Origin of the sequence: Bradyrhizobium sp. C-145, assembly GCF_023375135.1 — a bacterium.
GTDB lineage: Bacteria > Pseudomonadota > Alphaproteobacteria > Rhizobiales > Xanthobacteraceae > Bradyrhizobium > Bradyrhizobium zhanjiangense.
On sequence record NZ_CP088150.1, the window covers coordinates 7,665,474 to 7,690,086 of the forward strand.

The 24,613-nt window shown below is 64.6% G+C and carries 22 protein-coding genes; 9 read left to right on the forward strand and 13 right to left on the reverse strand.

Annotation, left to right across the window (positions count from 1 at the left end; all coding sequences use genetic code 11):
* Window position 1: 1 nt before the first annotated feature.
* Window positions 2–2,785 carry a malto-oligosyltrehalose synthase gene (gene treY, locus LRP30_RS35985; RefSeq protein ID WP_249757882.1) on the forward strand — a complete coding sequence of 928 codons (2,784 nt, stop codon included), beginning with the start codon at window positions 2–4 and terminating at the stop codon, window positions 2,783–2,785.
* 2 nt (window positions 2,786–2,787) lie between these two features.
* On the opposite strand, the gene LRP30_RS35990 is transcribed toward treY, so the two are convergent.
* Window positions 2,788–3,105, reverse strand: coding sequence for a polyhydroxyalkanoic acid system family protein (locus tag LRP30_RS35990; RefSeq protein ID WP_128936174.1), 318 nt, complete (start codon window positions 3,103–3,105; stop codon window positions 2,788–2,790).
* A gap of 179 nt (window positions 3,106–3,284) precedes the next feature.
* On the opposite strand from LRP30_RS35990, the gene LRP30_RS35995 reads away from it, so the two are divergent.
* The gene (locus LRP30_RS35995) at window positions 3,285–3,449 is read left to right on the forward strand and encodes a DUF3309 family protein (protein WP_018318514.1); all 165 of its coding nucleotides are present in this window, start codon (window positions 3,285–3,287) and stop codon (window positions 3,447–3,449) included.
* A gap of 94 nt (window positions 3,450–3,543) precedes the next feature.
* Here LRP30_RS35995 and ligD read toward each other — a convergent pair whose 3' ends face one another.
* Window positions 3,544–6,231 carry a DNA ligase D gene (gene ligD / locus LRP30_RS36000; RefSeq protein WP_249761910.1) on the reverse strand — a complete coding sequence of 896 codons (2,688 nt, stop codon included), beginning with the start codon at window positions 6,229–6,231 and terminating at the stop codon, window positions 3,544–3,546.
* A 117-nt stretch (window positions 6,232–6,348) separates the two neighbouring features.
* On the opposite strand from ligD, the gene LRP30_RS36005 reads away from it, so the two are divergent.
* On the forward strand, window positions 6,349–7,236 hold the full coding sequence (locus LRP30_RS36005) for a Ku protein (protein ID WP_128936175.1): 888 nt from the start codon (window positions 6,349–6,351) through the stop codon (window positions 7,234–7,236).
* 114 nt (window positions 7,237–7,350) lie between these two features.
* On the opposite strand, the gene LRP30_RS36010 is transcribed toward LRP30_RS36005, so the two are convergent.
* From LRP30_RS36010 to LRP30_RS36035, 6 genes are all read right to left on the reverse strand, one after another.
* Window positions 7,351–8,040 carry a response regulator transcription factor gene (locus tag LRP30_RS36010; protein WP_249757883.1) on the reverse strand — a complete coding sequence of 230 codons (690 nt, stop codon included), beginning with the start codon at window positions 8,038–8,040 and terminating at the stop codon, window positions 7,351–7,353.
* Window positions 8,037–10,760, reverse strand: coding sequence for a sensor histidine kinase KdpD (locus LRP30_RS36015; RefSeq protein ID WP_249757884.1), 2,724 nt, complete (start codon window positions 10,758–10,760; stop codon window positions 8,037–8,039). The genes LRP30_RS36010 and LRP30_RS36015 overlap by 4 nt, the downstream gene beginning before the upstream one ends.
* A 37-nt stretch (window positions 10,761–10,797) precedes the next feature.
* Window positions 10,798–11,400: a K(+)-transporting ATPase subunit C gene (locus LRP30_RS36020; protein ID WP_249757885.1), complete on the reverse strand. Its 603-nt coding sequence runs from the start codon at window positions 11,398–11,400 to the stop codon at window positions 10,798–10,800.
* A 111-nt stretch (window positions 11,401–11,511) separates the two neighbouring features.
* Window positions 11,512–13,626, reverse strand: a complete 2,115-nt coding sequence (gene kdpB, locus LRP30_RS36025) for a potassium-transporting ATPase subunit KdpB (RefSeq protein WP_249757886.1) — start codon at window positions 13,624–13,626, stop codon at window positions 11,512–11,514.
* A 17-nt stretch (window positions 13,627–13,643) separates the two neighbouring features.
* On the reverse strand, window positions 13,644–15,347 hold the full coding sequence (kdpA, locus tag LRP30_RS36030; protein WP_249757887.1) for a potassium-transporting ATPase subunit KdpA: 1,704 nt from the start codon (window positions 15,345–15,347) through the stop codon (window positions 13,644–13,646).
* Window positions 15,348–15,387: 40 nt separating this feature from the next.
* Complete coding sequence (locus tag LRP30_RS36035; RefSeq protein WP_091879689.1) at window positions 15,388–15,477, reverse strand: K(+)-transporting ATPase subunit F; 90 nt, start codon at window positions 15,475–15,477, stop codon at window positions 15,388–15,390.
* Between the two features lie 466 nt (window positions 15,478–15,943).
* Here LRP30_RS36035 and LRP30_RS36040 point away from each other — a divergent pair, with 466 nt between their 5' ends.
* The 4 genes from LRP30_RS36040 (at window position 15,944) to LRP30_RS36050 (ending at window position 18,872) form a co-directional block, all read left to right on the forward strand.
* On the forward strand, window positions 15,944–16,330 hold the full coding sequence (locus LRP30_RS36040) for a hypothetical protein (protein ID WP_245509145.1): 387 nt from the start codon (window positions 15,944–15,946) through the stop codon (window positions 16,328–16,330).
* A 6-nt stretch (window positions 16,331–16,336) separates the two neighbouring features.
* Window positions 16,337–16,465, forward strand: coding sequence for a hypothetical protein (locus LRP30_RS45125; protein ID WP_256477640.1), 129 nt, complete (start codon window positions 16,337–16,339; stop codon window positions 16,463–16,465).
* A 166-nt stretch (window positions 16,466–16,631) separates the two neighbouring features.
* On the forward strand, window positions 16,632–17,267 hold the full coding sequence (gene upp, locus LRP30_RS36045) for a uracil phosphoribosyltransferase (RefSeq protein WP_122401826.1): 636 nt from the start codon (window positions 16,632–16,634) through the stop codon (window positions 17,265–17,267).
* Between the two features lie 33 nt (window positions 17,268–17,300).
* Window positions 17,301–18,872 carry an AMP-binding protein gene (locus LRP30_RS36050; protein WP_249757888.1) on the forward strand — a complete coding sequence of 524 codons (1,572 nt, stop codon included), beginning with the start codon at window positions 17,301–17,303 and terminating at the stop codon, window positions 18,870–18,872.
* A 32-nt stretch (window positions 18,873–18,904) separates the two neighbouring features.
* Here the strand turns inward: LRP30_RS36050 and LRP30_RS36055 are convergent, their stop codons facing one another.
* Window positions 18,905–20,071 (reverse strand): acyl-CoA dehydrogenase family protein, encoded by a 1,167-nt coding sequence (locus LRP30_RS36055; RefSeq protein WP_128937896.1) that lies wholly within the window; start codon window positions 20,069–20,071, stop codon window positions 18,905–18,907.
* 288 nt (window positions 20,072–20,359) lie between these two features.
* On the opposite strand from LRP30_RS36055, the gene LRP30_RS36060 reads away from it, so the two are divergent.
* Window positions 20,360–20,812, forward strand: a complete 453-nt coding sequence (locus tag LRP30_RS36060) for a MaoC family dehydratase (RefSeq protein ID WP_128936185.1) — start codon at window positions 20,360–20,362, stop codon at window positions 20,810–20,812.
* Window positions 20,812–21,663: a CoA ester lyase gene (locus LRP30_RS36065; protein WP_249757889.1), complete on the forward strand. Its 852-nt coding sequence runs from the start codon at window positions 20,812–20,814 to the stop codon at window positions 21,661–21,663. The genes LRP30_RS36060 and LRP30_RS36065 overlap by 1 nt, the downstream gene beginning before the upstream one ends.
* On the opposite strand, the gene LRP30_RS36070 is transcribed toward LRP30_RS36065, so the two are convergent.
* From LRP30_RS36070 to LRP30_RS36085, 4 genes are all read right to left on the reverse strand, one after another.
* Window positions 21,660–22,826, reverse strand: a complete 1,167-nt coding sequence (locus LRP30_RS36070; RefSeq protein ID WP_249757890.1) for a trypsin-like peptidase domain-containing protein — start codon at window positions 22,824–22,826, stop codon at window positions 21,660–21,662. The two genes, LRP30_RS36065 and LRP30_RS36070, sit on opposite strands and share 4 nt — an antisense overlap.
* A 157-nt stretch (window positions 22,827–22,983) precedes the next feature.
* Entirely contained in the window at window positions 22,984–23,319 is a 336-nt protein-coding gene (locus LRP30_RS36075; protein WP_249757891.1) for a hypothetical protein, read from the reverse strand.
* 85 nt (window positions 23,320–23,404) lie between these two features.
* Window positions 23,405–23,896, reverse strand: a complete 492-nt coding sequence (locus tag LRP30_RS36080) for an Hsp20/alpha crystallin family protein (RefSeq protein ID WP_128936190.1) — start codon at window positions 23,894–23,896, stop codon at window positions 23,405–23,407.
* An 80-nt stretch (window positions 23,897–23,976) separates the two neighbouring features.
* Window positions 23,977–24,438 (reverse strand): Hsp20 family protein, encoded by a 462-nt coding sequence (locus LRP30_RS36085; protein ID WP_128936191.1) that lies wholly within the window; start codon window positions 24,436–24,438, stop codon window positions 23,977–23,979.
* Window positions 24,439–24,613 lie beyond the last annotated feature (175 nt).

Consider the following 24,613-nt stretch of genomic DNA (forward strand, 5'->3'; position numbering starts at 1 on the left):
CATGCCTCCCGCCATTCCGCTCGCGACCTACCGGCTCCAGCTCACCGCGGATTTCGACTTCGACAAGGCCGCCGCGGTCGTGCCCTATCTCAAGGCGCTGGGGATCACGCACCTCTATGCCTCGCCGGTGATGAAGGCGCGCAAGGGCTCGACCCACGGCTACGACACCGTCGATCATAGCCAGTTCAGTCCCGAACTCGGCGGCGAGGCCGGCTTCGCACGGCTGAGCGAGACGCTTCAGCAGCACGATCTCGGCCTCATCATCGACTTCGTACCCAATCATGTCGGCGTGCATTTCGCCGACAATCCCTGGTGGCTCGACGTGCTGGAGTGGGGCCAGGCTTCACCGCATGCGGTCTCCTTCGACATCGACTGGGATCAACTGGCCTTCCGCGCCCGCGGCGGCGTGCTGCTGCCGATTCTCGGCGTGTCCTATGGCGAGGCGCTTGAGCGCGGCGAGATCGAGCTGCGCTACGATCCGGATGAGGGAAGTCTTTCCGCCTGGTATTTCGAGCATCGCTTACCTGTCGCGCCGGAGCGCTATGGCGAAGTGCTGCGGATGATCGTCAAGGAAGCGGACGCGGCAGAAACGGAGCCCGGCAAGCGCCTGCTCGCGCTCGCGGCGCGCTACACCGGACTGCGCCGTCCCAACCGCAAGGAAGCTCCCGCCTTTAAGGCAGAACTCAAGGGCATTGCGGGTGCTGCCGACATCATCGCGCGAGGTCTTGCCGCCTATCGCGCCGCCAAAGACCGTCCCGCGCAGACGCTGGCGCTGCATCATCTGCTCGAGCGTCAACACTACAAGCTCGGTCACTGGCGGCTCGCCTCCAGTGACATCAACTATCGCCGCTTCTTCGACGTCAACGGGCTTGCGGGCTTGCGCGTCGAGGATCCCGGCACGTTTGCCGCCACGCATCGCCTGGTGAAGCAACTCATCGCCGACGGCAGATTGCAAGGCATCCGCCTCGATCACATCGACGGCCTGCGCGATCCCGCGCAATATTGCCAGCGGCTGCGCCGGCTGGTTCGCGATGCACTGGGTACGACGAAGCCCTTTTATACCCTGATCGAGAAGATCCTGTGCGAGCACGAACGCCTGCCGCACTTCGCCGGCGTCCAGGGCACCACCGGCTATGAATGGATGAACGTCCTCACCCAGGTCCTGGTCGACGGCAAGGGGCTGGCGGCGCTGGACGAGACCTGGCGGCAGATCAGCAACCGGCCGCCCCGGCTTGCGCCTTACGTCAAGGACGCCAAGCGGCGGGTGCTGGAGACGCTGCTGACCAGCGAGTTCACCGTGCTGACGCGGCTTTTGGCGCGCATCGCCAACGGGCATTACTCGACGCGCGATTTCTCCGCCGACAGCCTGCGCCAGGCGCTCGAACTCTATGTGCTGCATTTCCCGGTCTACCGCACCTACCTCACGACGAGCGCGCCGACCGCGCACGATCGCAAGCTGATCGAGGAGACCATCGCGCGGGCGCGCGCAGAATGGTTCGCCGCGGATGACGGCATTTTCGATTTCCTGCGCGACGCCCTGACCATGGACCTGCTCAAGCCCGGCCGTCCCCCGCACAGCGCCCCGCGCGTGCGCCGCTTCGCGCTGAAGGTGCAGCAATTCACCGGACCGATGATGGCGAAGTCGCTGGAGGACACCGCGTTCTATCAATTCCACCGGCTGCTCGCGCTGAACGAGGTCGGCGGCGATCCCGCGAGCATCGGCCTCACCCTTCCCGCTTTCCATCAGGCGATGCAGGCGCGCGCCAAGGAATGGCCGCACGGCATGACCGCGACGGCCACCCACGATACCAAGCGCGGCGAGGATGCCCGCGCGCGTATTGCTGCGCTCAGCGAGATTCCCGGCGAATGGACCAGCGCGGTGGCGCGCTGGAAGGTGTTGAACGCGCCGCATCTCACACACCACGGCAGTTTCCGCGCGCCGTCGGCGACCTTCGAGTACATGCTCTACCAGACCCTGCTGGGGGCCTGGCCGCTCCAGGGACCGGATGCCGGCTTCATCGAGCGCATCCAGGCCTATGCCCTCAAGGCCGCGCGTGAAGGCAAGGAGGAGACGAGCTGGCTCAATCCGCACGAAGCGTATGAAAACGGCGTCAAGAGCTTCATCGGCAAGATCCTCGACCCCGCTCAGTCCGCAGAATTCCTGGAGGCGCTGCAGACCCTGGCCCGCCGCGTTGCACTGCTCGGCATGTTGAACTCGCTGAGCCAGCTCACGCTCAAGGCGACACTGCCGGGCGTGCCGGACTTCTACCAAGGCACCGAATTCTGGGACCTGTCGCTGGTCGACCCCGACAACCGTCGTCCCGTGGACTTTGTCGCCTGCCGTGCAGCGCTGAGCTCACTGGACCAGCCGGATTGGCGTGGCCTGATCAAGGCCTGGCCGGACGGCCAGCTCAAGCTGGCCTGGACGCGTCATCTTCTCGAGCTGCGCAACCGGCTTCCCGACATCTTCGTGCGGGGCGACTATCAGCCGCTCGAGGTGAGCGGCGGGCATGCTGACCACGTCATCGCCTTCGCCCGCCGCCATGGCCGCGCGGCCGCGATCGTCGTGGTCGGGCGTCACTTCGCGCCGTTCACGCAAGCGGGCCGGGAATGGCCCGCGCTGGAGGGCTTCGATGGCACCGTCGACATCACCGGCTATGCCGCGACGGATCTTGCGAGCAACGAACTGCCGCTTGCGCAGGCTCTGCGCGGTCTTCCCGCGGCAATCATCGAGGCGCGCACCGCCAGTGCAGCAAAGCCGATACGGCAGCGCGTGCGCGCCTGAGGCTACTTGCCCCCGTCCTTGGTCAGCAGCAACTGTCCGCGCTTCCTGATTGCGATCTGGGCCATCTCGGCAAAGCGCTGCAACAGCCAGGGCAGCACCACCTCGACCCGGACGTGATCTTCGGTGACGTCGACCTGGCCGGTTGCGATCTGCCCGAGCGCGCGGATGCGGAAATTCATGCTGTCGCCGCTCCAGCGCTCCTCTTCGACTTGCAACACGGGAATGCTCGCTGCGGCGCGGCCAAGCCCCGTCTTGAGCCGGCGCACCGCCTCATCGCGGCCGAGACGATGCGGAATTGAGACGACGAGCGGTTCTGACATGGCCGTGACCCTGCTGACTGCCCCTCACCTGATCATGCCGCATGAAACGGCAAAAGTTCCATGCATGCCGGAGCTGGGACCCATTTGCGAACGCGGAACTTTAAAACCTGCGGCAAGTTGCCCCCGCACGACGGGACAGGTGCAACGCCCCTTTCAAGAAAGGGCTGGAGGAGACTCGCATGTCTATCGGCACGATCATTCTGATCATCTTGGTCATCGCCCTGCTCGGCGGCTTCAGCGGCATTGGCGGCGGGCCGTTCTACGGCACCGGCTATTACGGCGGCGGCGGCCTCGGACTCGTCATCGTCATCCTGCTAATCCTGCTCCTGATGGGACGGATATAGGCACCCTTGTAGGGTGGGTTAGCGAAGCGTAACCCACCACGCTTCCTGCGAATATAGAACGAAGTTGGTGGGTTACGCCTTCGGCTAACCCACCCTACTTTTTCGACGCCAGCTTCTTCATGGCCGCCTTGATTGAGGCGGCGGCATCATCATAACCTTCCCACGCTTTCGATCGCGCCAGCAGGCCCGGCACGGTGCGCATCGTATAGCGCTTCGGATCGAGATCGCTCTTCACCTGCGCCCAAGTCAGCGGCATCGACACCGTGGCACCGGCGCGCGCGCGCGGCGACAGCGGGGCAATCGCCGTCGACATACGGTCGTTGCGCAAATAGTCCAGGAAGATCTTTCCCTTGCGCAATTTCTTGGACATGTTGAGCAGATAGCGTTCGGGATCGTCATTGGCCATCCACTGGCAGACGCCTTGCGCAAACGCCTTGGCCTCCTTCCAGCTCACCTTGTCGCGCGCGCCGTGGAGCAGCGGCACCACCACATGGATGCCCTTGCCGCCAGTGGTCTTGCAGAAGCTGTCCATGCCGATATCGGCGAGCCGCTGCCGCATCTCCTTGGCCGCCTCGACGACGTCGGCGAAGTCGAGGTCGGGTGCAGGGTCGAGATCGAACACCAGCCGTCCCGGCGTGTCATAGGCATAAGGCGCGCAATTCCATGGATGCAGCTCGACGCCGCCGACCTGCGCCACTGCAGCGAGCCCTTCGATCCGATCGATCTGCAGGTACGGCTTGCGGTCGCCGGAGACCCTTGCGAGCTCCAGAAGGTTCGACGTGCCCTGCATGGCATGGCGCTGAAAGAAGCATTCGCCCTTGATGCCGTCAGGAGCGCGGATCAGCGAGCAAGGCCGGCCCTTCAGGTGCACGATCATCCATTCGCCGACGGCTTCGAGATAGCGGGCAAGGTCCAGCTTGGTGACGGGATCGCCATGTCCGCCGTCGGGCCAGAGCTCCTTGTCCGGCTTGGAGATGACGACACCCATGATCTCGGCGTTGCTGCCGCTGGGGGCCGATCGCGCGCCTGGCTTCGCTTTTGCGCGCTTCACTCCTTTGGCTGAGGGTTTGGCGAGCTCGGTGTCGACTGGCGTCTCGGCCTCGACCTCCTCGGCAGGCTTGTCCTGCCGCAGGCCTTTGAAAGCTGCTTGGCGGACATTGCCGTCGGCGGTGAAGCCGGCGAACTCGATCTCGGCGACGAGCTCCGGCTTCAGCCAGTGCATCTCGCGGGTCTTCTTCGGCGCATTCTTGCCGCCGAAGGGACTTTCCCTGGTCGCCATGGCCTTCAACGACGGCATGATGCGTTTGACCTTGTCCGCGCCAAAGCCGGTGCCGACCATGCCGACGAAGGCGAGATGATCGCCGCGCTGCACGCCGGCCATCAGTGAGCGGAACTTGCCATTCGTGGTCTTGTAGCCGCCGATCACCACCTCGTGGCCGGCGCGACATTTCGACTTGACCCAGCTCTCGGTGCGGCCGGAACGATACGGGGCATCCAGCTTCTTCGATACCACCCCCTCGAGCTCGAGCTTGCACGCCGATTGCAGCACGGCATCGCCCCCGCTCTCGAAATGCTCGACATATCGGATCTGGCTCGCCTTCCGCTTGCGCGATTCCAGGAGCTCCTTCAGCCGGGCCTTGCGTTCGCCGAGCGGCAGTCGGCGGTAATCCTGGTTCTCGGCGAACAGCAGGTCGAAGGCAAAGAAGATCAGCTCGTCGGTCTTGCCATCGGACAACGCAGCCTGAAGCGAGGAGAAGTTCGGCGCGCCGTTGTGATCGAGCGCGACGATCTCGCCGTCGATCATCACGTCCGGCAGCACGCCCGCATCCTTGGCAATGGAGGCGAACTTGCCGGTCCAGTCGAGGCCTTTGCGCGTCTTGAGCGTTGCTTCGCCGTCCTCGACCCGGAGCTGGACGCGATAGCCGTCGAACTTGATCTCGTGACACCAGCCCCGGTCGGCCGGCGGCCGATCGACCAGCGTACAGAGCTGCGGCGCCACGAAATCCGGTATCTCTGAAACCTTCTTCGTGTTTGCTGCTGTCGTCGCCTTCTTCCTTGCCGTCGTTCCGGCCTTCAACGCCGTGCGCGGCGCCGGCTTCACCGTTCGCCCTTTCGCCTCCTCGGCGCGGTTGGACTGCCAGACCGCATTGGCCTTGCCCTTGGGACCCCTAAGACCCTTGGCCAGCATGAAAGGTTTGGGCGCGCGGCCCTTCCCTTCGGCGATCTGCTCCATCGCGCGACCGGAGGCGACGGACTTGTCCTGGTCGAGGATGTCGTTGTCGGCGCCTTCGCGGACATGTTCGTCGCGGTGCTTGATCAGCAGCCAGTTGGTCCGCTTTTCGCCGCCGCGGTTGCGCATGCGCACCAGCACCCAGCTTCCGTGCAGCTTGTCGCCATGCAGGATGAATTTGAGATCGCCCTTCTTGAAGCCGGCTTCCGGATCTTCCGATTCCCAAGTGCCTCGATCCCACAGCATCACGGTGCCGCCGCCGTACTGCCCTTCTGGAATCGTACCTTCGAAATCACCATAGTCGAGCGGATGGTCCTCGACCTCGACTGCCAGCCGCTTGTCATGCGGATCGAGCGAGGGCCCCTTCGTCACCGCCCAGGACTTGAAGACGCCGTCCAACTCGAGCCGGAAGTCGTAATGCAGCCGACTGGCATCATGCTTCTGGATCACGAAGCGCCGCTGCTTCGAGGGCGCGACAGGGGTCTTGCCTGATGGCTCGGGCGTCTTCTCGAAGTCACGCTTCTGTCGGTAAGTGGAGAGTTTTTGCAGCACGACTGGTCCCGCTTCTCTTTCGGCATTCAAGCCTATCACGGCGAAAGTCCCACCCGGAACCAAAACCCCACGGAAGGGTTGGGGTTCCAAAACGCCTTGAAAACGCTGGAGAATGGAATGGCCCCGCGTGCCTATTGGAAGGGAACGTTGAAGCTCTCGCTGGTCAGCTGTCCGGTCATGCTCTATCCGGCTGCGACCGCCGCGGAGAAGACTCGGTTTCATCTCATCAACCGCGAGACCGGGAACCGGCTCAAGCAGCAGATGATCGATTCCGAGACCGGCGACGTCGTCGAGAGCGACCAGAAGGGGCGCGGCTACGAGCTGAGCAAGGGCAAATATGTCGAGGTCGAACCGGAGGAGCTCGAGGCGGTCCAGATCGAGAGCAACCACACCATCGACATCGAGAGCTTCGTGCCGAGCGAGGAAATCGACCAGCGCTACCTCAACCACCCCTATTACATCGCCCCCGATGGCAAAGCCGCAGTCGACGCCTTCGCGGTGATCCGCGACGCCATGAAAGATCAGGACCGCGTGGCACTCGCAAAGATCGTGCTCACCAACCGCGAGCACGTGATGGCGATCGAGCCGCTCGGCAAGGGCCTGCTCGGCACCACGCTGCGCTATCCTTACGAGCTGCGGGACGAGGACCAGTTCTTCGAGGACATTAAGAGCCCGAAAATCACTAAGGACATGGTCGAGCTCGCCGGCCACATCCTGCACTCCAAGGCCGCGCATTTCGATCCTAGCGAATTCAAGGACGAGTACGAGAACGCGCTGAAAGCGCTGGTGAAGCGCAAGGCCAGCGGCAAGAAGATCGAGCTGCCGGAGCCCGAAGAACGACCGAGCAACGTCGTCAGCCTCATGGATGCGCTGAAGCAGAGCCTGAAGGGACGCGGAAGAGGAAAAAAGACTGCGGCGAAGTCCCATGCGCGGCGTGCGCAGGGGCGGCACCGAGCCGCCAGGAAGGCGCACCGGTCGCCAGCGCGGCATCGCAAGGCGGGTTGACTGTCATTCCGGAGCGATGCGAAGCATCGAGCCCGGAATCCATCGTCCAAGCGCGACTGGCGGAGAAATGGATTCCGGGCTCGCGCTGACGCGCGCCCCGGAATGACGGCTGACCTAATCCCCGGCCTTCAGCCTGTATCCGATCCCCGTCTCCGTCAGCACAAATTGCGGCCGTTCCGGGTCGACTTCGATCTTCTGGCGGAGCTGACGGACATAGACGCGCAGATATTGCGCATCCGTCAGTTCGTCCCAGAGCTCCTTGAGCAGGAAGCGGTGGGTGAGCACCTTGCCGGCGTGCTGCACCAGCACGCGAAGAAGGTCGTATTCCTTCGGCGATAGCTTCACATCGCGCTCGCCGACCTTGACGATGCGGCGGACGAGATCGACGGAGAGATCGCCCGTGCGGAACACAGGGCGCTCGCCCTTGATCTGAAGCTGGTGGCGCAGTGCGGCACGCAAGCGGGCCAGAAGCTCATCCATGCCGAACGGCTTGGTCAGGTAATCGTCGGCGCCGAGATCGAGCGCCTGCACCTTGCCGGCCTCATCGCCGCGGCTCGACAGCACCACGATCGGCACGCCCTCGTTGCGCGCGCGGATGGCGCGCAGCAACTCGTGGCCCTGGATGTCGGGCAGGCCGAGATCGAGGATGATCAGCGCCGGCTCTTCGGCAAGCTTGTCCAGCGCGGTCTTGCCGTTCGACGCCTCCAGGATTTCATAGCCCTGCGTCGTCAGCCCCATCCGCAGCAATTTTCGGATCGGTGGCTCGTCATCGATGACCAGAACCTTGATCAGGGCAGCACTCATGCAGCGGTATCCAATGCGTGGGTCTGCACTGCGACGGGCAGACGGATGGTGAGGATCGCGCCGCTCCGGTCGCTGCGGTTGGCGGCCGAGATCGTGCCCCGCATCGCCTCGACGAAGCCGCGGGAGATGGCAAGGCCGAGCCCGGTGCCGGGACGGACATGGTCCCCCTTCTGCACGCGATAGAACTTGTCGAACACGCTCTCAAGCTCGTCGGATGGGATGCCGCCGCCCTCATCGGCGATCTGGAGAACGACGTGATCGCGCTCGCGCTGACTGCGGATCGCAATCGTGGTGTCGGCCGGCGAATATTTCGCGGCGTTGTCGAGCAGGTTGAACAGCACTTGCTCGAACAGCACGGCATCGAGCTCGAGCATGGGCAGATCGGCCGCCAGCACGAGCTCGACCTTGTGGGCAGCGAGGATCTTGGCCGCCCGCCGCAGCGCGCTACCGACGATCTCGCCGAGATCGTGCAGCGCCGTGTTGGGCACGATGGCGCCGGATTCGAGCTTGGTCATGTCGAGCAGATTGGCGATGAAGCGGTTGAGCCGCTCGGATTCGTCGATCACGGTCGCGAGCAGGTCGCGCTTCTCGGTGTCCGAGAGCGCGCCGGCGAGGTCGCGCATGGTGGAGGCCGCCCCGAGCACGGAGGCCAGCGGCGTCTTCAAATCGTGCGAGATCGAGGTCAGGAGCGCCGAGCGCAGCCGCTCGGATTCGACGGTGCGCTTGACGCGGTCCATGTCCTCGACCAGCAGCACGCGCTCGATCGCGAGCGCGCCCTGGTCGACCAGCGCGTCGAGCAGCCGGCGCTGGTCCGGGGTCAATAGCGGGCCGGTGCGGTCGTTGTCGATGCCGATGACGCCGATTGGCCCGCGCCCGGTGCGCATCGGCAGGAACAGCCGTTTCGCACCCGGCAGCGTGTCCGAGCCGCGGCCTGCGGGGCGGTCGTTGCTCCAGGCCCAGTTGGCGGCGGCGAGGTCGGCCTGATCGAGCTCATCCTCCGGCGGATAGCCGGATTTCACCGTGAGCAGGCCCTCTTCCGGCAGCAGCAACACGACGCGGACCTTCAGCATCAGGGCGATCTGGTAGGCGGTTGCCCACAAGACGTCGTCGAGCGTTGCGGTGCCGGCGAGCTTGCGGCTGAAGGCATGGAGCTGCTCGGTCATCCGGATCCGACCGATCGCGGTGTCGGCCTGGATGCGCACGCGCGCCGCGACATTGGAGACGATCATCGCCACCACCATGAACAGCACGAAGGCGGCAACGTTGGTCGGGTCGGTGATCGTGAAGGTGTAGATCGGCGGAATGAAGAAGAAGTTGTAGCAAAGCGACGCCGCCACTGTTGCCATCAGGGACGGCCACAAGCCATAGCGGACGGCAACCGCGACGACCGAGGTCAGCAGCACAAGATCGACGTTCTCGAGGCCGAAATAGGGCTGGATCAGCTCGGCGGCGCCGAGGCCGATCAGCACGATGCCGAGCGCCTTCAGATAGGGCCGCGGGTTGAACGGCTCCGAGCGAGCAGCGGTCTGCACCGCGGTCTTGGGCACGGCCTCGCCGGGCAGCTCGTCACCGGCGATGACATGGACCGTGATGTTGCCGGCGCGGCGCACCAGGTCATGCACGACTGAGCCGCGCGTCATCTCGAACCAGCGCGAGCGCGTCGACTTGCCGATCACGATCTGGGTGACGTTGTTGCCTTGCGCGAAGTTGACGACGTCGTCGGCGATGCGGCGGCCGACGGCGGGAATCGTCAGCGCCTCGCCGCCGAGCGATTCGGCCAGCCGCAGCGTATCGGCCAGCCGGTCGCGCTCATCGTCGGACAATTGCAGGGATCGCCGCGTCTCGATCGAGAGCGCGGTGAACGGGGCGTGCAGCCGATCGGCCAACCGCTTGGTATACCGTACCAGCCCGGCCGCGCGCGGATCCTCGCTGACGCAGACGAGGATGCGCTCGCCCGCGGCCCACGGACCGGCGATGGCGTTCGCCTGCATATGGGTGAGCAGTTGCTCGTCGACCCGCTCGGCCGTGCGCCGCAGCGCGAGCTCGCGCAACGCGGTCAGGTTGCCTGGCGAGAAATAATGCTCCAGCGCCCGCTCAGCCTGCTTGGGCACATAGACCTTGCCCTCCTTCAGCCGCTGGATCAGATCATCAGGCGTGAGGTCGATCAGCTCGATCGCATCGGCCAGGTCGAACACCGAATCCGGCACGGTCTCGCGCACCCGCACATGGGTGATCTGGGCGATGACGTCGTTCAGGCTCTCGATGTGCTGGATGTTGACGGCGGTATAGACGTCGATGCCGTGGGAGAGCAGCTCCTCGACGTCGAGATAGCGCTTGGGGTGGCGGCTGCCCGCCGCGTTGGTGTGGGCGAGCTCGTCGACCAGCGCAATCTGCGGCCGGCGCGCGATCACGGCGTCGAGGTCCATCTCCTCGACCACCTGGCCGCGGTAATCGAGCCGCTTGCGCGGGACCACCTCGAGCCCGCGCACCAGCACCTCGGTCTCAGCGCGGCCGTGGGTCTCGACGAAGCCGACCACGACGTCGACCCCCGCCTTGCGCTTGGCGTGAGCGCTTTGCAGCATCTCGTAGGTCTTGCCGACGCCGGGGGCGGCGCCGACGAAGATCTTCAGCCTGCCGCTCGCGCTCTCCTCCCGCCGCGCTGCTTCCAGCAGCGCCTCGGGCGACGGACGTTGTTCGGGATCACGGCGCTGTTGAACCATCAGGCCAATATAATCACCCCCGCGTGCCGAGCCTAGACTACTTCGCGGCGCGGTCGAGCGCGAGATTCAGCGCCAGCACGTTGACGCGGGGCTCGCCGATCAGGCCGAGCAAACGGCCTTCGGTGTTGGCAGCCACGAGTTGCTCGACTTGATCCTCCGGCATCTTCCGCGCCTTCGCCACGCGCGGCACCTGGAATTGCGCCGCCTCCGGCGAGATATCAGGGTCGAGGCCGCTGGCCGACGTCGTGACCAGATCGACCGGCACGGCCGCATTCGGGTTCTCAGCCTTCAGCTTGTCCACATCTTCCTTGAGCCGGTCGGCCAGCGCCTTGCTGGTCGGGCCGAGATTGGAGCCGCCCGAATTGGCGGCGTTGTAGGGCGCCGGCACCGTTTTGGTTGAATCATTAGGGTCCGGCGCAACCGTCGCCGAAGGGCGGCCGTGAAAGTATTTGTCCTCCTTGAACTCCTGCCCGATCAGGGCGGAGCCGACCACCTTGCCGTCCCTCTCGATCAGGCTGCCCTGCGCCTGCACGGGAAACAACGTGCCGGCGATGGCAGTCATTGCGAGCGGATAGGCAAGGCCCGTGATGGCGGTGAGCGCCAGCAACAGCACGATGGCGGGGCGAATTTCTCTGAGCATCTTGGTTCTCCTATGTCTTCCTGTCATTGCGAGCGAAGCGAAGCAATCCAGGGTCTTTCCATGGAGGCAGCCTGGATTGCTTCGTCGCAAGGGTTCCTCGCAATGACGGGGCTATGCCAAATGCAAGGCGGTGACGACGAGGTCGATCGCCTTGATGCCGACAAAGGGAATGACGATGCCGCCGAGGCCGTAGATCAAGAGGTTGCGTTGGAGCAGCGCGCCGGCGCCGACGGCGCGGTAGGCAACGCCTTTCAGCGCCAGTGGGATCAGCGCGATGATGATGAGCGCGTTGAAGATGATCGCCGACAGGATGGCGCTCTGCGGACTCGACAGGTTCATGACGTTGAGCACGCTGAGTTGGGGGTAGAACGCCAGGAACATCGCCGGGATGATCGCAAAATACTTGGCGACGTCGTTGGCGATCGAGAACGTGGTCAGCGCACCGCGCGTCATCAAGAGCTGCTTGCCGATCTCGACCACCTCGATCAGCTTGGTCGGATTGGAATCGAGGTCGACCATGTTGCCGGCCTCGCGGGCGGCCTGGGTGCCGGTGTTCATGGCGACACCGACGTCGGCCTGCGCGAGCGCCGGCGCATCGTTGGTGCCGTCGCCGCACATGGCGACCAGCTTGCCCTTGGCCTGCTCGTCGCGGATCAGCTTGAGCTTGTCCTCCGGCGTTGCCTGCGCCAGGAAGTCGTCGACGCCGGCCTCCGCGGCGATCGCAGCCGCCGTCATCGGATTGTCGCCGGTGATCATGATGGTGCGGATGCCCATGCGCCGAAGCTCGGCAAAGCGCTCGCGGATGCCGCCCTTGACGATGTCCTTGAGCTGGATGACGCCGAGCAGCTTCTCGTCCCTGGCGACGGCCAGCGGCGTACCGCCGGCCTTCGAGATATCATCGGCAATGGCCTGGATCTCGCGACCGAGATCCGACAGCGCGGCCGGCTGGATTGCCCGCACCGCGTTACCGGAGGCAACGGCCAGCGGCGCGCCGCCGCCGACATAATTCAGCATGGCATCGACCGCGCCCTTGCGTACCGACGAGCCGCCGGCATCGACGCCGCTCATGCGGGTCTGCGCGGTGAACGGGATGAAAGTGGCGCCAAGCTCGGCCATGTCGCGGCCACGGATGCCGTATTTCTCCTTCGCCAGCACGACGATGGAGCGGCCCTCCGGTGTCTCATCAGCGAGCGAGGCGAGTTGGGCCGCGTCCGCCAGTTCCTGCTCGGTGACACCGCGCACAGGACGGAAGGCCGTCGCCTGCCGGTTGCCGAGCGTGATGGTGCCGGTCTTGTCCAGCAGCAGCGTGTCGACGTCACCGGCAGCCTCGACGGCGCGGCCGGACATCGCCAGCACGTTGAAGCGCACCAGGCGGTCCATGCCGGCGATGCCGATCGCCGACAACAGCGCGCCGATCGTGGTCGGGATCAGCGTCACGAACAGGGCGACCAGCACGATCACTGAGATCGAGCCGCCGGCATAGGCCGCATAGCTCGGGATGGTGACGGTGGCGAACACGAAGATGATGGTGAGACCGGCGAGCAGGATGTTGAGCGCGATCTCGTTCGGAGTCTTCTGCCGCTCGGCGCCCTCGACCAGCTTGATCATGCGATCGATGAAAGTCGAGCCCTGGGCTGCGGTGATGCGGACGCGGATCCAGTCCGACAGCACCTGCGTGCCACCGGTGACCGCAGAGCGGTCGCCGCCGGATTCGCGGATCACGGGTGCGGATTCGCCGGTGATGGCGGCCTCGTTGACGGAGGCGACGCCCTCGATCACCTCGCCGTCGGAAGGAATGGTGTCACCGGCCTCGACCAGCACGATGTCGCCGACCTTGAGGCTCGTGCCAGGCACGAGCTTGAAGGACTGCTCGGCACCGGTCAGGAGCTTGGCCTGGCTTTCGGTGCGGGTCTTGCGCAGCGATTCGGCCTGCGCCTTGCCGCGGCCTTCGGCCACCGCTTCGGCGAAATTGGCGAACAGCACCGTGAACCAGAGCCAGACGATGATCTGGAAGGTGAAGCCGAGGCTGGCACCACCGGTGACAATGTCACGCAGGAAGATCACCGTGGTGAGCGCAGCCACGACCTCGACCACGAACATGACAGGGTTCCTCACCATCAGCCGCGGATCGAGCTTGATGAAGGAGGCGCGGATCGCGGGCATCACGATTCCAGGATCGAGCATTGCCGACATCGGCGCACGTTTTTGCAGTTTCATCGTATCCATGGAGGCCACTCCAACAATCAGAACAGGTTGCCGGCGTTCATCGCCAGATGTTCGACGATCGGGCCGAGGGCGAGCGCCGGGAAGAAGGTCAGGCCGCCCATGATCAGGATGACGCCGACGACGAGGCCGACGAACAGGGCGCCGGTGGTCGGGAACGTGCCCATGGACGGTGGAATCGACTTTTTCTCCGCAAGCGATCCCGCGATCGCCATGGCCGGGACGATCATGAAGAAGCGGCCGACGAACATCGCGCTTGCCAGCGTCAGGTTGTAGAAGAACGTGTTGCCGGTGAGCCCGGCGAAAGCCGAGCCGTTGTTGCCGGCCGCCGATGTGAAGGCGTAGAGCACTTCGGTGAAGCCGTGCGGTCCGGCATTTGCCATGGAGGCGACTGCCGCCGGATAGACCACGCCGACGGCGGTCCAGCCGAGGATCATCAGCGGCAGCACCAGGATGGCCAGCATCGCCATCTTGACCTCGCGCGCCTCGATCTTCTTGCCGACATATTCCGGGGTGCGGCCAACCATCAGTCCTGCGACGAAGATCGCGAGAATGACGAACAGCAGCATGCCGTACATACCGGCGCCGACGCCACCGACAATGATTTCGCCGAGCTCGATGTTGATCAGCGGGATCATGCCGCCGAGGGCGGTAAAACTGTCATGCATCGCATTGACCGCACCGCAGGAGGCGGCGGTGGTGACGACGGCGAACAACGAGGAGGCAACAATGCCAAAGCGGACCTCCTTGCCCTCCATGTTGCCGCCGGTCAGACCCAGCGGATGGAGCGTCGAGGTGCCGTGCGCCTCCGCCCAATAGGTGATGGCCACGCCGACCAGAAACAGCACACCCATCACGGAGAGGATCGCCCAGCCCTGGCGCTGGTTGCCGACCATGCGGCCGAACACGTTGGTGAGCGCGGCGCCGAGCGCGAAGATCGAGAGCATCTGCACGAAGTTCGACAGCGCGGTCGGGTTCTCGAAGGGGTGCGCGGCGTTGGCGTTGAAGAAACCGCCGCCATTGGTGCCGAGCATCTTGATCGCAACCTGCGAGGCGACCGGCCCGACCGCGATGGTCTGCTTGGCGCCTTCGAGCGTGGTCGCCTCGATATACGGCCCGAGCGTCTGCGGCATGCCCTGCCAGACCAGGAACAGCGCATAGACGACGCAGATCGGCAGCAGCACGTAGAGCGTACACCTGACGACGTCGACCCAGAAATTGCCGACCGTGCGCATCGAGGCGCGCGAGAAGCCGCGGATCAAGGCCATCGCCAGCGCGATGCCGGTCGCGGCCGACAGGAAGTTCTGGTGCGTCAGGCCGAGCATCTGCACGAGATAGGACAGCGTGCTCTCGCCGCCGTAGTTCTGCCAGTTGGTGTTGGTGATGAAGGAGACCGCGGTGTTGAAGGAGAGATCCTCGGCGGCCGCGCTCTGCCCGGCCGGATTGAAGGGCAGCACGGCCTGAAGCCGCATCACGCCATAGATGATGAGGAAGCCGCCGACATGGAACAGCAACATGGCGACCGTGTAGGTCAGCCAGTGCTGCTCGCGCTTCTCGTCGACGCCCGATACCCAGTAGATTCCGACCTCGATCGGACGCAACACCGGCGACAGGAACGTCCGCTCGCCGTTGAACACGCGCGTCATGTGCCAGCCGAGCGGCTTGGTCAGCGTAACGATAATGGCGCAAAACAGAATGATCTGGAGCCAACCGATCACAGTCATGGAGAGAGCCTTTGTGGAATCGCGTTTGAGCGGCGCCCGCTCAGAACCGTTCGGGCCGCAGCAGCGCGTAGGTGAGATACATCAGAAGGCCGAACGAGACGGCGCCGGCGAGCGCATAATCGAAGATCATGATCCGCTCCGTCACAGCCGCTCGCAGGCGTAGGTGTAGCCGACCGCGAGCGCGAAGAAGGCAAAGCCCAGCGCCAGCATCAGAATGTCCATCATGGAGATGATCCTCGTCTGTCCCTATGCCCGGCAATTATTCTCGGCCTGCCGGCAGCACGACGCTGACGTGCCACTGCGGACATAGGTTTTCGAGACGGAGGCCGCGGCGAAGTTATAGGAATCTCATAAAGGCCTGCGAGCTGGCTTGCCGTGTTTGGTCAGGCAAGCGCATCCGCGCCTTTATGAAATCCTTATATCTTCAGCCCCTTTCTCACCTCGTTTTCAAATGCCGTTCCAGCCATCTTGGACACGCCGGCCGACTGACCGACGCAGATGTCCACGAGGCCTAAGTGACCGCCACTCTCGAACGCCGTGATCTGCTCTTGCTGGGTGAACGCATTCGCGCCGCGAGTGCAGTGACTCGGCCGTTGATGATCGAGATCATCGATACGGCGTGCCGACGCTTCCCCTCGCTCAGGCAAAGCGCAGGCACCGCGCGCGTCATGAGCCTGATCGACGTCGAGGCTTGGGCCGATGCCGCGCTCACATTGATGGAGCTCGAGCTGCCGCTTTGGCAAGTCCGCCGTATCGCCTATGACGATGGGGAGTGGCATTGCGCCCTGTCGCGCCAACGCGAACTGCCGGACTGGCTGGACTCGGCGGTCGAGGCCCGCCATGCCGACCTTGCGCTCTCTCTGATGTCGGCCTTTGCCGAGGTGCAGGTGCGGACCGCGGAGGCAGCCCGGCCGAGCGTTCCCTCTGTTCGTCCGGCCCGCGATCCGCTCTACGAGCCGATCGGCTGCGACAATGTCGGTTAAACGCGCATGCAGACCGGCAGGCGAAATCTGGAGCGGGTGGTCACCGTTATCGTCTTGACGATGACGCTGAGCATGATCTGGGGCGCCGTGCTGACGCTCGTGATCGCGCTGGCAGCACGCGGCCTGGGCGTTTAGGGTCGCGCCGCCGCGCTCGGCAACTGCACGCGAGCCGGCCATGGCTGCCTTTGAAGCGAGCAACCGCGCGCGCAGCGCAGCCGCAATGCCCGGTTGAGGCCAGCTATCCCGCGGAAAGGGCCTGCCCGATCTGGCGCAATTTCACGGAACCGTGTAGATCGGTTTCATGAGCACAAGCAGCGTCAATGTCGTCGCCCACCCCCTGGTCCAGCACAAGCTCTCTTTGATGCGGGAGAAGGACCGCTCGACCAAGAGCTTTCGCGAGATCCTGAACGAGATCGGGATGCTGCTCTGCTACGAGGTGACGCGTGACCTGCCGCTGGAGCTGGTCGAGATCGAGACGCCGATCGCGCCGATGCAGGCGCCGAAGATCGCCGGCAAGAAGCTCACGCTGGCGCCGATCCTGCGCGCCGGCGTCGGCTTCCTCGATGGCATGCTCGCCTTGATGCCTTCGGCGCGCATCGCCCATATCGGGCTCTACCGCGACCCCGAGACGCTGCAGGCCGTGGAATATTACTTCAAGGCACCGCAGGACCTGTCCGACCGCACCGTGATCCTGATGGACCCGATGCTCGCGACCGGCAACTCGGCCTGCGCCGGCGCATCCCTGCTCAAGGCGCGCGGCGCCCGCGACATCCGCTTCGTCTGCCTTCTCGCCGCGCCCGAGGGCATCGCCCAGTTCCAGAGCGAGCATCCCGACGTGCCGATCTGGACCGCCGCGATCGACGAGCGGCTCAACGACCACGGCTACATCGTGCCGGGCCTGGGCGATGCCGGCGACCGGATGTTCGGCACCAAGTAGACAGCTTTGCGCGATCGGGTTACTCCGATTGCCATGCTGACCGACAGATTTTCGCTGCAATCGCTGATCCGGACCGAGGCCGCCGGTCCCGTCTTCGTGTTCGACGGCACGCCGGTCACGCCCGCAGAGTTCTCAGAAAGGATCGAGCAGACCGCCGCCTGGCTCGCCGCGCACGGAATCGGCAGGGGCGACGTCGTCGCGGTCTGGCTGGTCAACCGGATCGAATGGCTCGCACTGCTGTTCGCCGCCGCCCGCCTGGGCGCGGTCGTTGCCGCCGTCAATACGCGCTATCGCAGCGCGGAGGTCGCGCATCTGCTACGGGTGTCCGGTGCCAAGCTGATGGTGGTCGAGGCCGCGTTCCGCTCGATCGACTTTGCCGCCATTCTCGCCGATATCGCCAACGACGAGGTGCCCGCGCTGCGACAGCTCGCGGTGGTCGGCGCGGAGGCCATCCCGGCACACTGGCCTTGTGTGCGGTTCGATGCGTTCGAGCGGTCCTGTCCGCCCGCTCCGCCGGCTCAGGACGACATCGACCTGCCGGTGCTGCTCTACACGACATCGGGCACGACCAAGGGCCCGAAGCTCGTCGCCCATTCGCAGCGGACGCTGGCAACGCACGCCGCCTCCATCGTCCAAGAGCTCAAGCTTGATCCACAGCGCCACTCGCTGCTCGCGATGCTGCCGTTCTGCGGCACGTTTGGCATGACGAGCCTGCTCGGCTTCATCGCAGCGGGCGCGACCATTCATGTGCTCGACGCCTTCGAAGCGGCGCCGGCGGCGAAGATCCTCAGCGCGTGCAGGATCACGCACTCCTTCGGCTCGGACGAGATGGTCCGCCGCATCCTCGCGCTCACCGATGCACCACGTCCGTTTCCGCATCTCGAAATCTGCGGCTTCGCCGCGTTCCAGCCCGGCTGGCGCGAGCTGGCCGCGGAGGCCGAGGCGCGCGGCATGTCGCTGTTCGGCCTCTACGGGTCGAGCGAGGTGCAGGCGCTGTTCTCGATCGGCCGCGGCAGCGATGCCTTCGCCGACCGCATCGAAGGCGGCGGCTGGCCGATGTCGCCCAACGCGAAAGTTCGCGTCCGCGATGTCGAGACCGGCGAGCTTGCGGCCCAGGGCGTTTCCGGCGAGATCGAGATCAGCGCGCCGTCGCGCTTCCTCGGCTACTTCAACAATCCCGAGGCGACGCGCGAAGCGATCACCGCCGACGGGTTCTTCCGCACCGGCGACATCGGCCATCTGCGCGGCGATGGCTCCTTCGTCTACGAGACGCGCGCAGGCGATGCGATGCGGCTCGGCGGCTTCCTGGTCGCGCCCGGCGAAATCGAAGACGAGCTCAAGTCGTGCGCTGGGGTGGCCGACGCTCAGGTGGTTGCGGTCGATCTTAGGGGTCAGGCACGCTGCGTCGCCTTCGTGATCCCGGCTGGAGAGCCACCGCGACAGGACGCGCTGACTGCCCATCTGCGCGAACGGCTCGCCGGCTACAAGGTGCCGGCGCGGATCTATGTCGTGGACGCCTTCCCCGTCACCGACAGTGCCAACGGCGTCAAGATCCAGCGCGCCAGGCTTCGCGCCATGGCCATGGAACGCATCGCCGCCGAATAGGCCGGCCTGTTTGGTTGCGCCACAAGACTCGTTCAGTAGGACTTCGCGAGCCCCAGCACCTTTTCTGCGATGAAGCTGAGCGCAAGCTGCGGACTGACCGGCGCGATGCGCGGGATCAGGATCTCGCGCAGGTACCGCTCGACGTGGAATTCCTTGGCGTAACCAAAGCCGCCATGGGTCATCACCGCCTGCTCGCAGGCCGAGAAGCCGGCTTCGCCCGCGAGATACTTTGCCGCATTGGCTGCGGCGCCGCAGGGCATGCCCTTGTCGTATTGCCAGGCCGCCGACATCACCATCAACCAGGCCGCCTCGAGCTCGACCCAGTTCACCGCCAGCGGATGCTGGATGCCCTGGTTCTTGCCGATCGGGCGGTTGAACACCACGCGCGTCTTGGCGTACTCGGTCGCGCGCGACAGCGCGAGCTTGCCGAGCCCCACGGCCTCCGCCGCGATCAGGATACGCTCCGGGTTCATGCCTTCGAGGATGTACTGGAAGCCTTTGCCTTCCTCGCCGATCCGATCCTCCATCGGAATTTCAAAGTCCTCGAAGAACAGCTCGTTGGAATCGACGATCTTGCGGCCCATTTTCTCGATCTCGTGCACCTTGATCCTGTTGCGGTCGAAATCGGTGTAGAACAGGCTGAGGCCGTGGGTCGGCGAGCGCACCTCTTCCAGCGGCGTGGTGCGCGCCAGCAGCAGGATCTTGTGCGCGACCTGCGCGGTCGAGATCCACACCTTCTGACCGTTGACGATGTAGCGGTCGTTCTTGGCGACCGCGCGGGTCTTGAGCTGGGTGGTGTTGAGGCCAGTGTTGGGCTCGGTGACAGCGAAGCACGCCTTCTCGCGGCCCTCGACCATCGGCGGCAGCATGCGCTTGCGCTGCGCCTCGGTGCCGAACACGACGACGGGGTTGAGTCCGAACACGTTGATGTGCACCGCAGAGGCGCCGGACATGCCGGCGCCGGATTCGGCGATGGTGCGCATCATGATCGCGGCTTCCGTGATGCCGAGCCCAGAGCCGCCGTACTCCTCCGGCACGCAGATGCCGAGCCAGCCAGCGTCGGCCAGCGCCTTGTGGAAGTCGTGCGGGAAGCCGCCGTCGTGGTCCTTCTTCAGCCAATAGGCATCGGGGAAGCCTTCGCAGATCTTGGCGATGGCATCGCGAATGGCTTCCTGCTGATCGGTGAGCGCGAAATCCATGTTCTTGATCTCCTTATTGGGAGCAGCGGCGACTCACGGGCCCGATCTTGAGGCGAGTTGGAAAATGACCGTGGCAGCCGCGACCGCGCGCAATCTCTGTTCTCTTCGCGTGACCCACCCAAAAGGCCATGACCGATTGCTGCGCCGGACGTTCCCTCGGTTGCGTTCTTTAGCTGGAAAAACTGAATACAGATACGTGAATTTGTCCGCCAACTGTGTGTACCATGCATAGGGTCATGCGGCGCGACTGTGCGAGCGCGCTGTTATTTCGCAGGGAGGGAAACCGCGATGGCCGGACTTTATTACGAGGATTTTTCCGTGGGCCAGGAGTTCAGGCATCCGCTGACCCGGACCGTCACGGAGATGGACAACACCATGTTCAGCCTGCTGACACTCAACCCCCAGCCGCTGCACATCGACGCGCATTTCTCCGAAAAGACCGAATTCGGCCAGCGCATTTTCAACAGCCTTTACACCCTCGGCATCATGATCGGCATGACAGTCTATGATACGACCCTGGGGACTACCGTTGCCAATCTCGGCATGACCGACGTCACTTTTCCAAAGCCTGTCTTCCATGGCGATACGTTACGGGCAACGACGAAGGTGCTTTCGTTGCGGGAATCGAAATCGCGCCCCAGGGCGGGCATCGTCGAGTTCGAGCACCACGCTCTTAACCAGAACGATGAGATCGTCGGCAAATGCCGGCGTATGGCGATGATGCACAAGAGGCCAGTCTGATGCGTTCGATGCTGTTCGTGCCGGGTGATTCCCCGCGCAAATTCGAGAAGGCGAGCGAAGGCAAGGCCGACGCGCTGATCATCGATCTCGAGGACTCCGTCGTCACCGAGAAGAAGGACGAAGCACGCGGGTTGACGCTCGCGATGCTGAAGGGCTCTCGCGGCCCGCACCAGCTCTATGTCCGCATCAACGCGCTCGACACCGGCATGACACTCGCCGATCTCGCGGCGGTGATGCCCGGCAAGCCCGACGGCATCGTGCTGCCGAAATCGCAAGGCGGCGACGATGTGCGGCAGGTGGCAACTTGGCTCGAAGCGTTCGAGGCGGCGTCTGGCATCAGGGTCGGCACGACGCGTATCGTCTGCGTCGCGACCGAGACCGCGGGCTCGATCTTCGGCCTCGGCAGCTACAAGGGATGCTCCCCGCGCCTCGCCGGCCTGATGTGGGGCGCGGAAGACCTTTCGGCCTCGCTCGGCGCCACCGAGAAAGCCTCGGGCGGCGTGTTCCACAGCCCCTATCGGCTCGCGCGCGATCTCTGCCTGATGGCGGCGGCGGCGGCCGAGGTCGCACCGATCGATACCGTCTATACCGACATCGACAATCTCGCCGGCCTCGAAGCCGAAACGCGCGCGGCACGGCGCGACGGTTTTTCGGCCAAGGCACTGATCCATCCCAAGCATGTCGATATCGTCAACGCGGCCTTCGAGCCGACCGACGCCGAGCGCAGATGGGCTACGAAGGTGATCGCCGCGTTCGCGAGCAATCCCAATTCCGGCACGCTGCGGCTCGACGGCCAGATGATCGACAAGCCGCATCTTCGCGCCGCGAAGAATATCCTCGGCCAACCCTAGATCAGGACGCAAGCCTCGCCATGATCGTTCGCCAAGCCGCGCTGATTGCGCGGACTATCGATCGGCCTCAGTCGAATCCCTGAACGGGCGGCGTCGAGGTTTGCGGCGGCACGGCGGGCGCGGCTTGAACCGGCGGCGTCGGATTGCCGGCAGCTCTCATCTGGCCGTTGGCAGCCATCGCCTCGCGCGCGGGCGGTGGGACGCGGGTCGCGGCCGCGCGACGCGGCGGCTGGCGGTGCCTTGCCGACTGCGAACCTCTCATGCCCCAGGATCGAGCGATCGAAGGTCCGGCGGTGTAGCCGACCAAAGCTCCCGCGACGGCTCCGACCGGGCCCAGCACGACCGCACCGGATAAGGCGCCGAGCGCTGCATCGCCCGCGCGCTCCTGCGCAACTGCGCTCGCGGGCACGCAAGCCAGCATTGCAATGGCGGTGATCAGAGCCTTGTTCATCGGAGTGCCTCCCTCGCGGGAGATCACTCCTGCTCAAATATGGCCGTACGAAGTTCGCTTGCCGGCCAACAAGGGGCAATCGACCATGGAACTCGCCGTTCCCAGCTTGCGCCCTCAACCGGGGTTGCAAGCCGTCATGCGCGCCGATCTGGCTGATAATCGATATTTGGTATGCCAGCAACACTGATCGGCGCGGCGACTGGTTGCCGATCGCAAGCACGAAATCCCCGACTTCGAGCGCGTCGCTGTCGCCGAAGGAAAGCGCCTTGAGCCCGGCCGGGTTCTGGATCTGGAGCACCGCGACATCCGTCGGCGGATCACGGCCGATGACTTTGGCGGAAAACTGCCGGCCGTCCTGGGTGGTGATCTGAACGGCGGAGGTGGTACCTTCGACCACGTGATTGTTGGTCAGTACGTAGCCGCGCTGGGCATCGACGATGACCCCGGAGCCGGTCGCGTTGACCTCCTTCTCGATCTGCCTGGGGACGTCGAAGAATTCGCGGAAGAGCGGGTCGCGATAGAGCGGATTGTCCTCGCGCACGCGTCCATGCACGGAGATGTTGACGACGGCCGGCGTTACCTGGCGCACCAGCGGTGCCAGGGTCGGCACCGACCCGCCCGTCTTCAGGTCTGGGATTTGGCCAGCGGCCGGCTGCGACGCCGTGAGCGCCAGCACCAGCAACGCCAGAGAAAGCAAACGCACAGCATTCATCTTCGTCACCTGCCGCTTCGCCCGGGATTGCATGGAAGAGCTTTGTGGCTTCAGTCACGCGGCGCAGCGATGAGACCGGTCATGGCCAGAAACGGAACGGCCAAGGTCGCCGAGGCTTGGCCAAGCAGCACGAGCGCCAGAACGGTGTGCGTGAGCATCATGCTGCTCGCCGCTCCGCGGCGGCCCAGGGCCGCCGCAGCCGCATCGGGACGCCGCCGCCGCGCGGCGGGTCGTCATTGTCATTGTCGCCGTCGAGCCGGCGCAACGCCGTCAGAATATCGGCGAGTCGGACGGTCTGGCTCGTGCCCGGCATCTCGCGCAGAGCGGGACAGGATTCGATCGCGTATATGTCGGACGCCCAGGACGAGAGGATGATCCGTTTCTCCGGTGTGGAGAGCTCCTCAGCATTCAGGACGTCGGCAGGTGAGTCGTAATGGGCAGCGGGATGAAACAGCGGGTTGAGAGTGCCGGCATTGGTATTCACGTTGGTCATCGGTCGTGCCTCCCCTCATGCTCCTTTCCAAGGGACGGGTTTGTTGATGATGGACGGCGGCGCCCACCGCCGCCGCCCGTGGTTGCTAATGCGTATTGATTGCGATGCGCTTGACGCCTTCGCGTGCCTTCTCCGACTTCGGCAGCGATACGGTCAGGACCCCGTCCTTAAACGATGCCTCTGCCTTGTCTTCATCGACGTCCTCAAGCGGAATCTGCCGCTCGAAGGCGCCGTAGTAGCGCTCGGTGAAGTATTTGCCTTCGTGCTTGCGCTCATCCTTCTTCTCGCCGCGGATCGTCAGGACGCCCCTGGCGATTTCGATCTGGACGTCCTTCTCCGTCATCCCGGGCAGCTCCGCCGAGATCGTCAGCGTCTTGTCGGTGTCGCTGAGCTCGATCTTGGGCCAGCCGAAGCGCCCCTCCATGAGCGGCGACAGGCCGGGTCCGCCAAAGCCCCGGAACATATCGTCGAACAGACGGTTCATCTCGCGATGCAGCGTCATGAACGGATCGTAGTTGCCGCGCAACTGCACAAGTTCCTGGTTTCTCGACCAGGGAATAAGATCGCGAATAGCCATGGTGTTCTCCTTCATTCAACGGTCTCGGGAGCGCGGAGGCCACATGCCGTCCACGCTCCAAGATAACGCTTTGGACGAGCCTAAGCTGCTTTCTGCTGCTCGATCTGCGACGTAGGAGATGTGCAGCTCGCGATCTCGATCCGGCGCGGCTTCATGGCTTCCGGAACCTCGCGGACGAGGTCGATGATCAGGAGCCCGTCCTGGAACGAGGCCTGCTTCACCTGAACATAGTCGGCGAGATTGAACACGCGCCTGAAGGGGCGGGCGGCAATGCCCTGGTACAGGTATTCGCGCGCAGCAGTCTCGGGCTTCTTGCCCTCGATGGTGAGCGCGTTCTGTTCGGCCGTCACCGCGATGTCGCTAACGCCGAACCCCGCCACGGCAAGGCTGATCCGGTAGTGGTCTTCACCGGAACGCTCGATGTTGTAGGGGGGATAGTTGTCCTCGGTCGCCTGGCGCAGCGTGCTGTCGACGAGGTCGGCCAGGTGGTCGAAGCCGATGGTGGAGCGCCACAAAGGCGCGAAATCAAAATTGGTCCTCATAACCAAGTCCTCCAAAGAGCAAGATGGATACGAAGGAGCGCAAGGCGGGGGTTTCAGACGGGTCCGAAAAGACCAGCCCGGCGCCCGCGCCGGACCCGATTCTGGCATCCGGCACACCGCTCTCGCGGCGAAAGACGACTTAGAAAAACGGATATCGATTTCAAGGGGGCTGCCA

What these genes read in the sequence shown, in the direction of transcription:
- LRP30_RS36055 (WP_128937896.1), bottom strand. Translation starts at nt 20,071, where the DNA reads ATGGATTTCGCGCTCACCGATCAGCAGGAAGCCATTCGCGATGCCATC.
- LRP30_RS35995 (WP_018318514.1), top strand. Translation starts at nt 3,285, where the DNA reads ATGTCTATCGGCACGATCATTCTGATCATCTTGGTCATCGCCCTGCTC.
- LRP30_RS36080 (WP_128936190.1), bottom strand. Translation starts at nt 23,896, where the DNA reads ATGGCTATTCGCGATCTTATTCCCTGGTCGAGAAACCAGGAACTTGTG.
- LRP30_RS36075 (WP_249757891.1), bottom strand. Translation starts at nt 23,319, where the DNA reads ATGACCAACGTGAATACCAATGCCGGCACTCTCAACCCGCTGTTTCAT.
- LRP30_RS45125 (WP_256477640.1), top strand. Translation starts at nt 16,337, where the DNA reads ATGCAGACCGGCAGGCGAAATCTGGAGCGGGTGGTCACCGTTATCGTC.
- LRP30_RS36040 (WP_245509145.1), top strand. Translation starts at nt 15,944, where the DNA reads ATGATCGAGATCATCGATACGGCGTGCCGACGCTTCCCCTCGCTCAGG.
- upp (WP_122401826.1), top strand. Translation starts at nt 16,632, where the DNA reads ATGAGCACAAGCAGCGTCAATGTCGTCGCCCACCCCCTGGTCCAGCAC.
- treY (WP_249757882.1), top strand. Translation starts at nt 2, where the DNA reads ATGCCTCCCGCCATTCCGCTCGCGACCTACCGGCTCCAGCTCACCGCG.
- LRP30_RS36065 (WP_249757889.1), top strand. Translation starts at nt 20,812, where the DNA reads ATGCGTTCGATGCTGTTCGTGCCGGGTGATTCCCCGCGCAAATTCGAG.
- LRP30_RS36085 (WP_128936191.1), bottom strand. Translation starts at nt 24,438, where the DNA reads ATGAGGACCAATTTTGATTTCGCGCCTTTGTGGCGCTCCACCATCGGC.
- LRP30_RS36070 (WP_249757890.1), bottom strand. Translation starts at nt 22,826, where the DNA reads ATGAATGCTGTGCGTTTGCTTTCTCTGGCGTTGCTGGTGCTGGCGCTC.
- LRP30_RS36020 (WP_249757885.1), bottom strand. Translation starts at nt 11,400, where the DNA reads ATGCTCAGAGAAATTCGCCCCGCCATCGTGCTGTTGCTGGCGCTCACC.
- LRP30_RS36060 (WP_128936185.1), top strand. Translation starts at nt 20,360, where the DNA reads ATGGCCGGACTTTATTACGAGGATTTTTCCGTGGGCCAGGAGTTCAGG.
- LRP30_RS36015 (WP_249757884.1), bottom strand. Translation starts at nt 10,760, where the DNA reads ATGGTTCAACAGCGCCGTGATCCCGAACAACGTCCGTCGCCCGAGGCG.
- kdpA (WP_249757887.1), bottom strand. Translation starts at nt 15,347, where the DNA reads ATGACTGTGATCGGTTGGCTCCAGATCATTCTGTTTTGCGCCATTATC.
- LRP30_RS36005 (WP_128936175.1), top strand. Translation starts at nt 6,349, where the DNA reads ATGGCCCCGCGTGCCTATTGGAAGGGAACGTTGAAGCTCTCGCTGGTC.
- kdpB (WP_249757886.1), bottom strand. Translation starts at nt 13,626, where the DNA reads ATGGATACGATGAAACTGCAAAAACGTGCGCCGATGTCGGCAATGCTC.
- LRP30_RS36010 (WP_249757883.1), bottom strand. Translation starts at nt 8,040, where the DNA reads ATGAGTGCTGCCCTGATCAAGGTTCTGGTCATCGATGACGAGCCACCG.
- LRP30_RS35990 (WP_128936174.1), bottom strand. Translation starts at nt 3,105, where the DNA reads ATGTCAGAACCGCTCGTCGTCTCAATTCCGCATCGTCTCGGCCGCGAT.
- LRP30_RS36050 (WP_249757888.1), top strand. Translation starts at nt 17,301, where the DNA reads ATGCTGACCGACAGATTTTCGCTGCAATCGCTGATCCGGACCGAGGCC.
- LRP30_RS36035 (WP_091879689.1), bottom strand. Translation starts at nt 15,477, where the DNA reads ATGATCTTCGATTATGCGCTCGCCGGCGCCGTCTCGTTCGGCCTTCTG.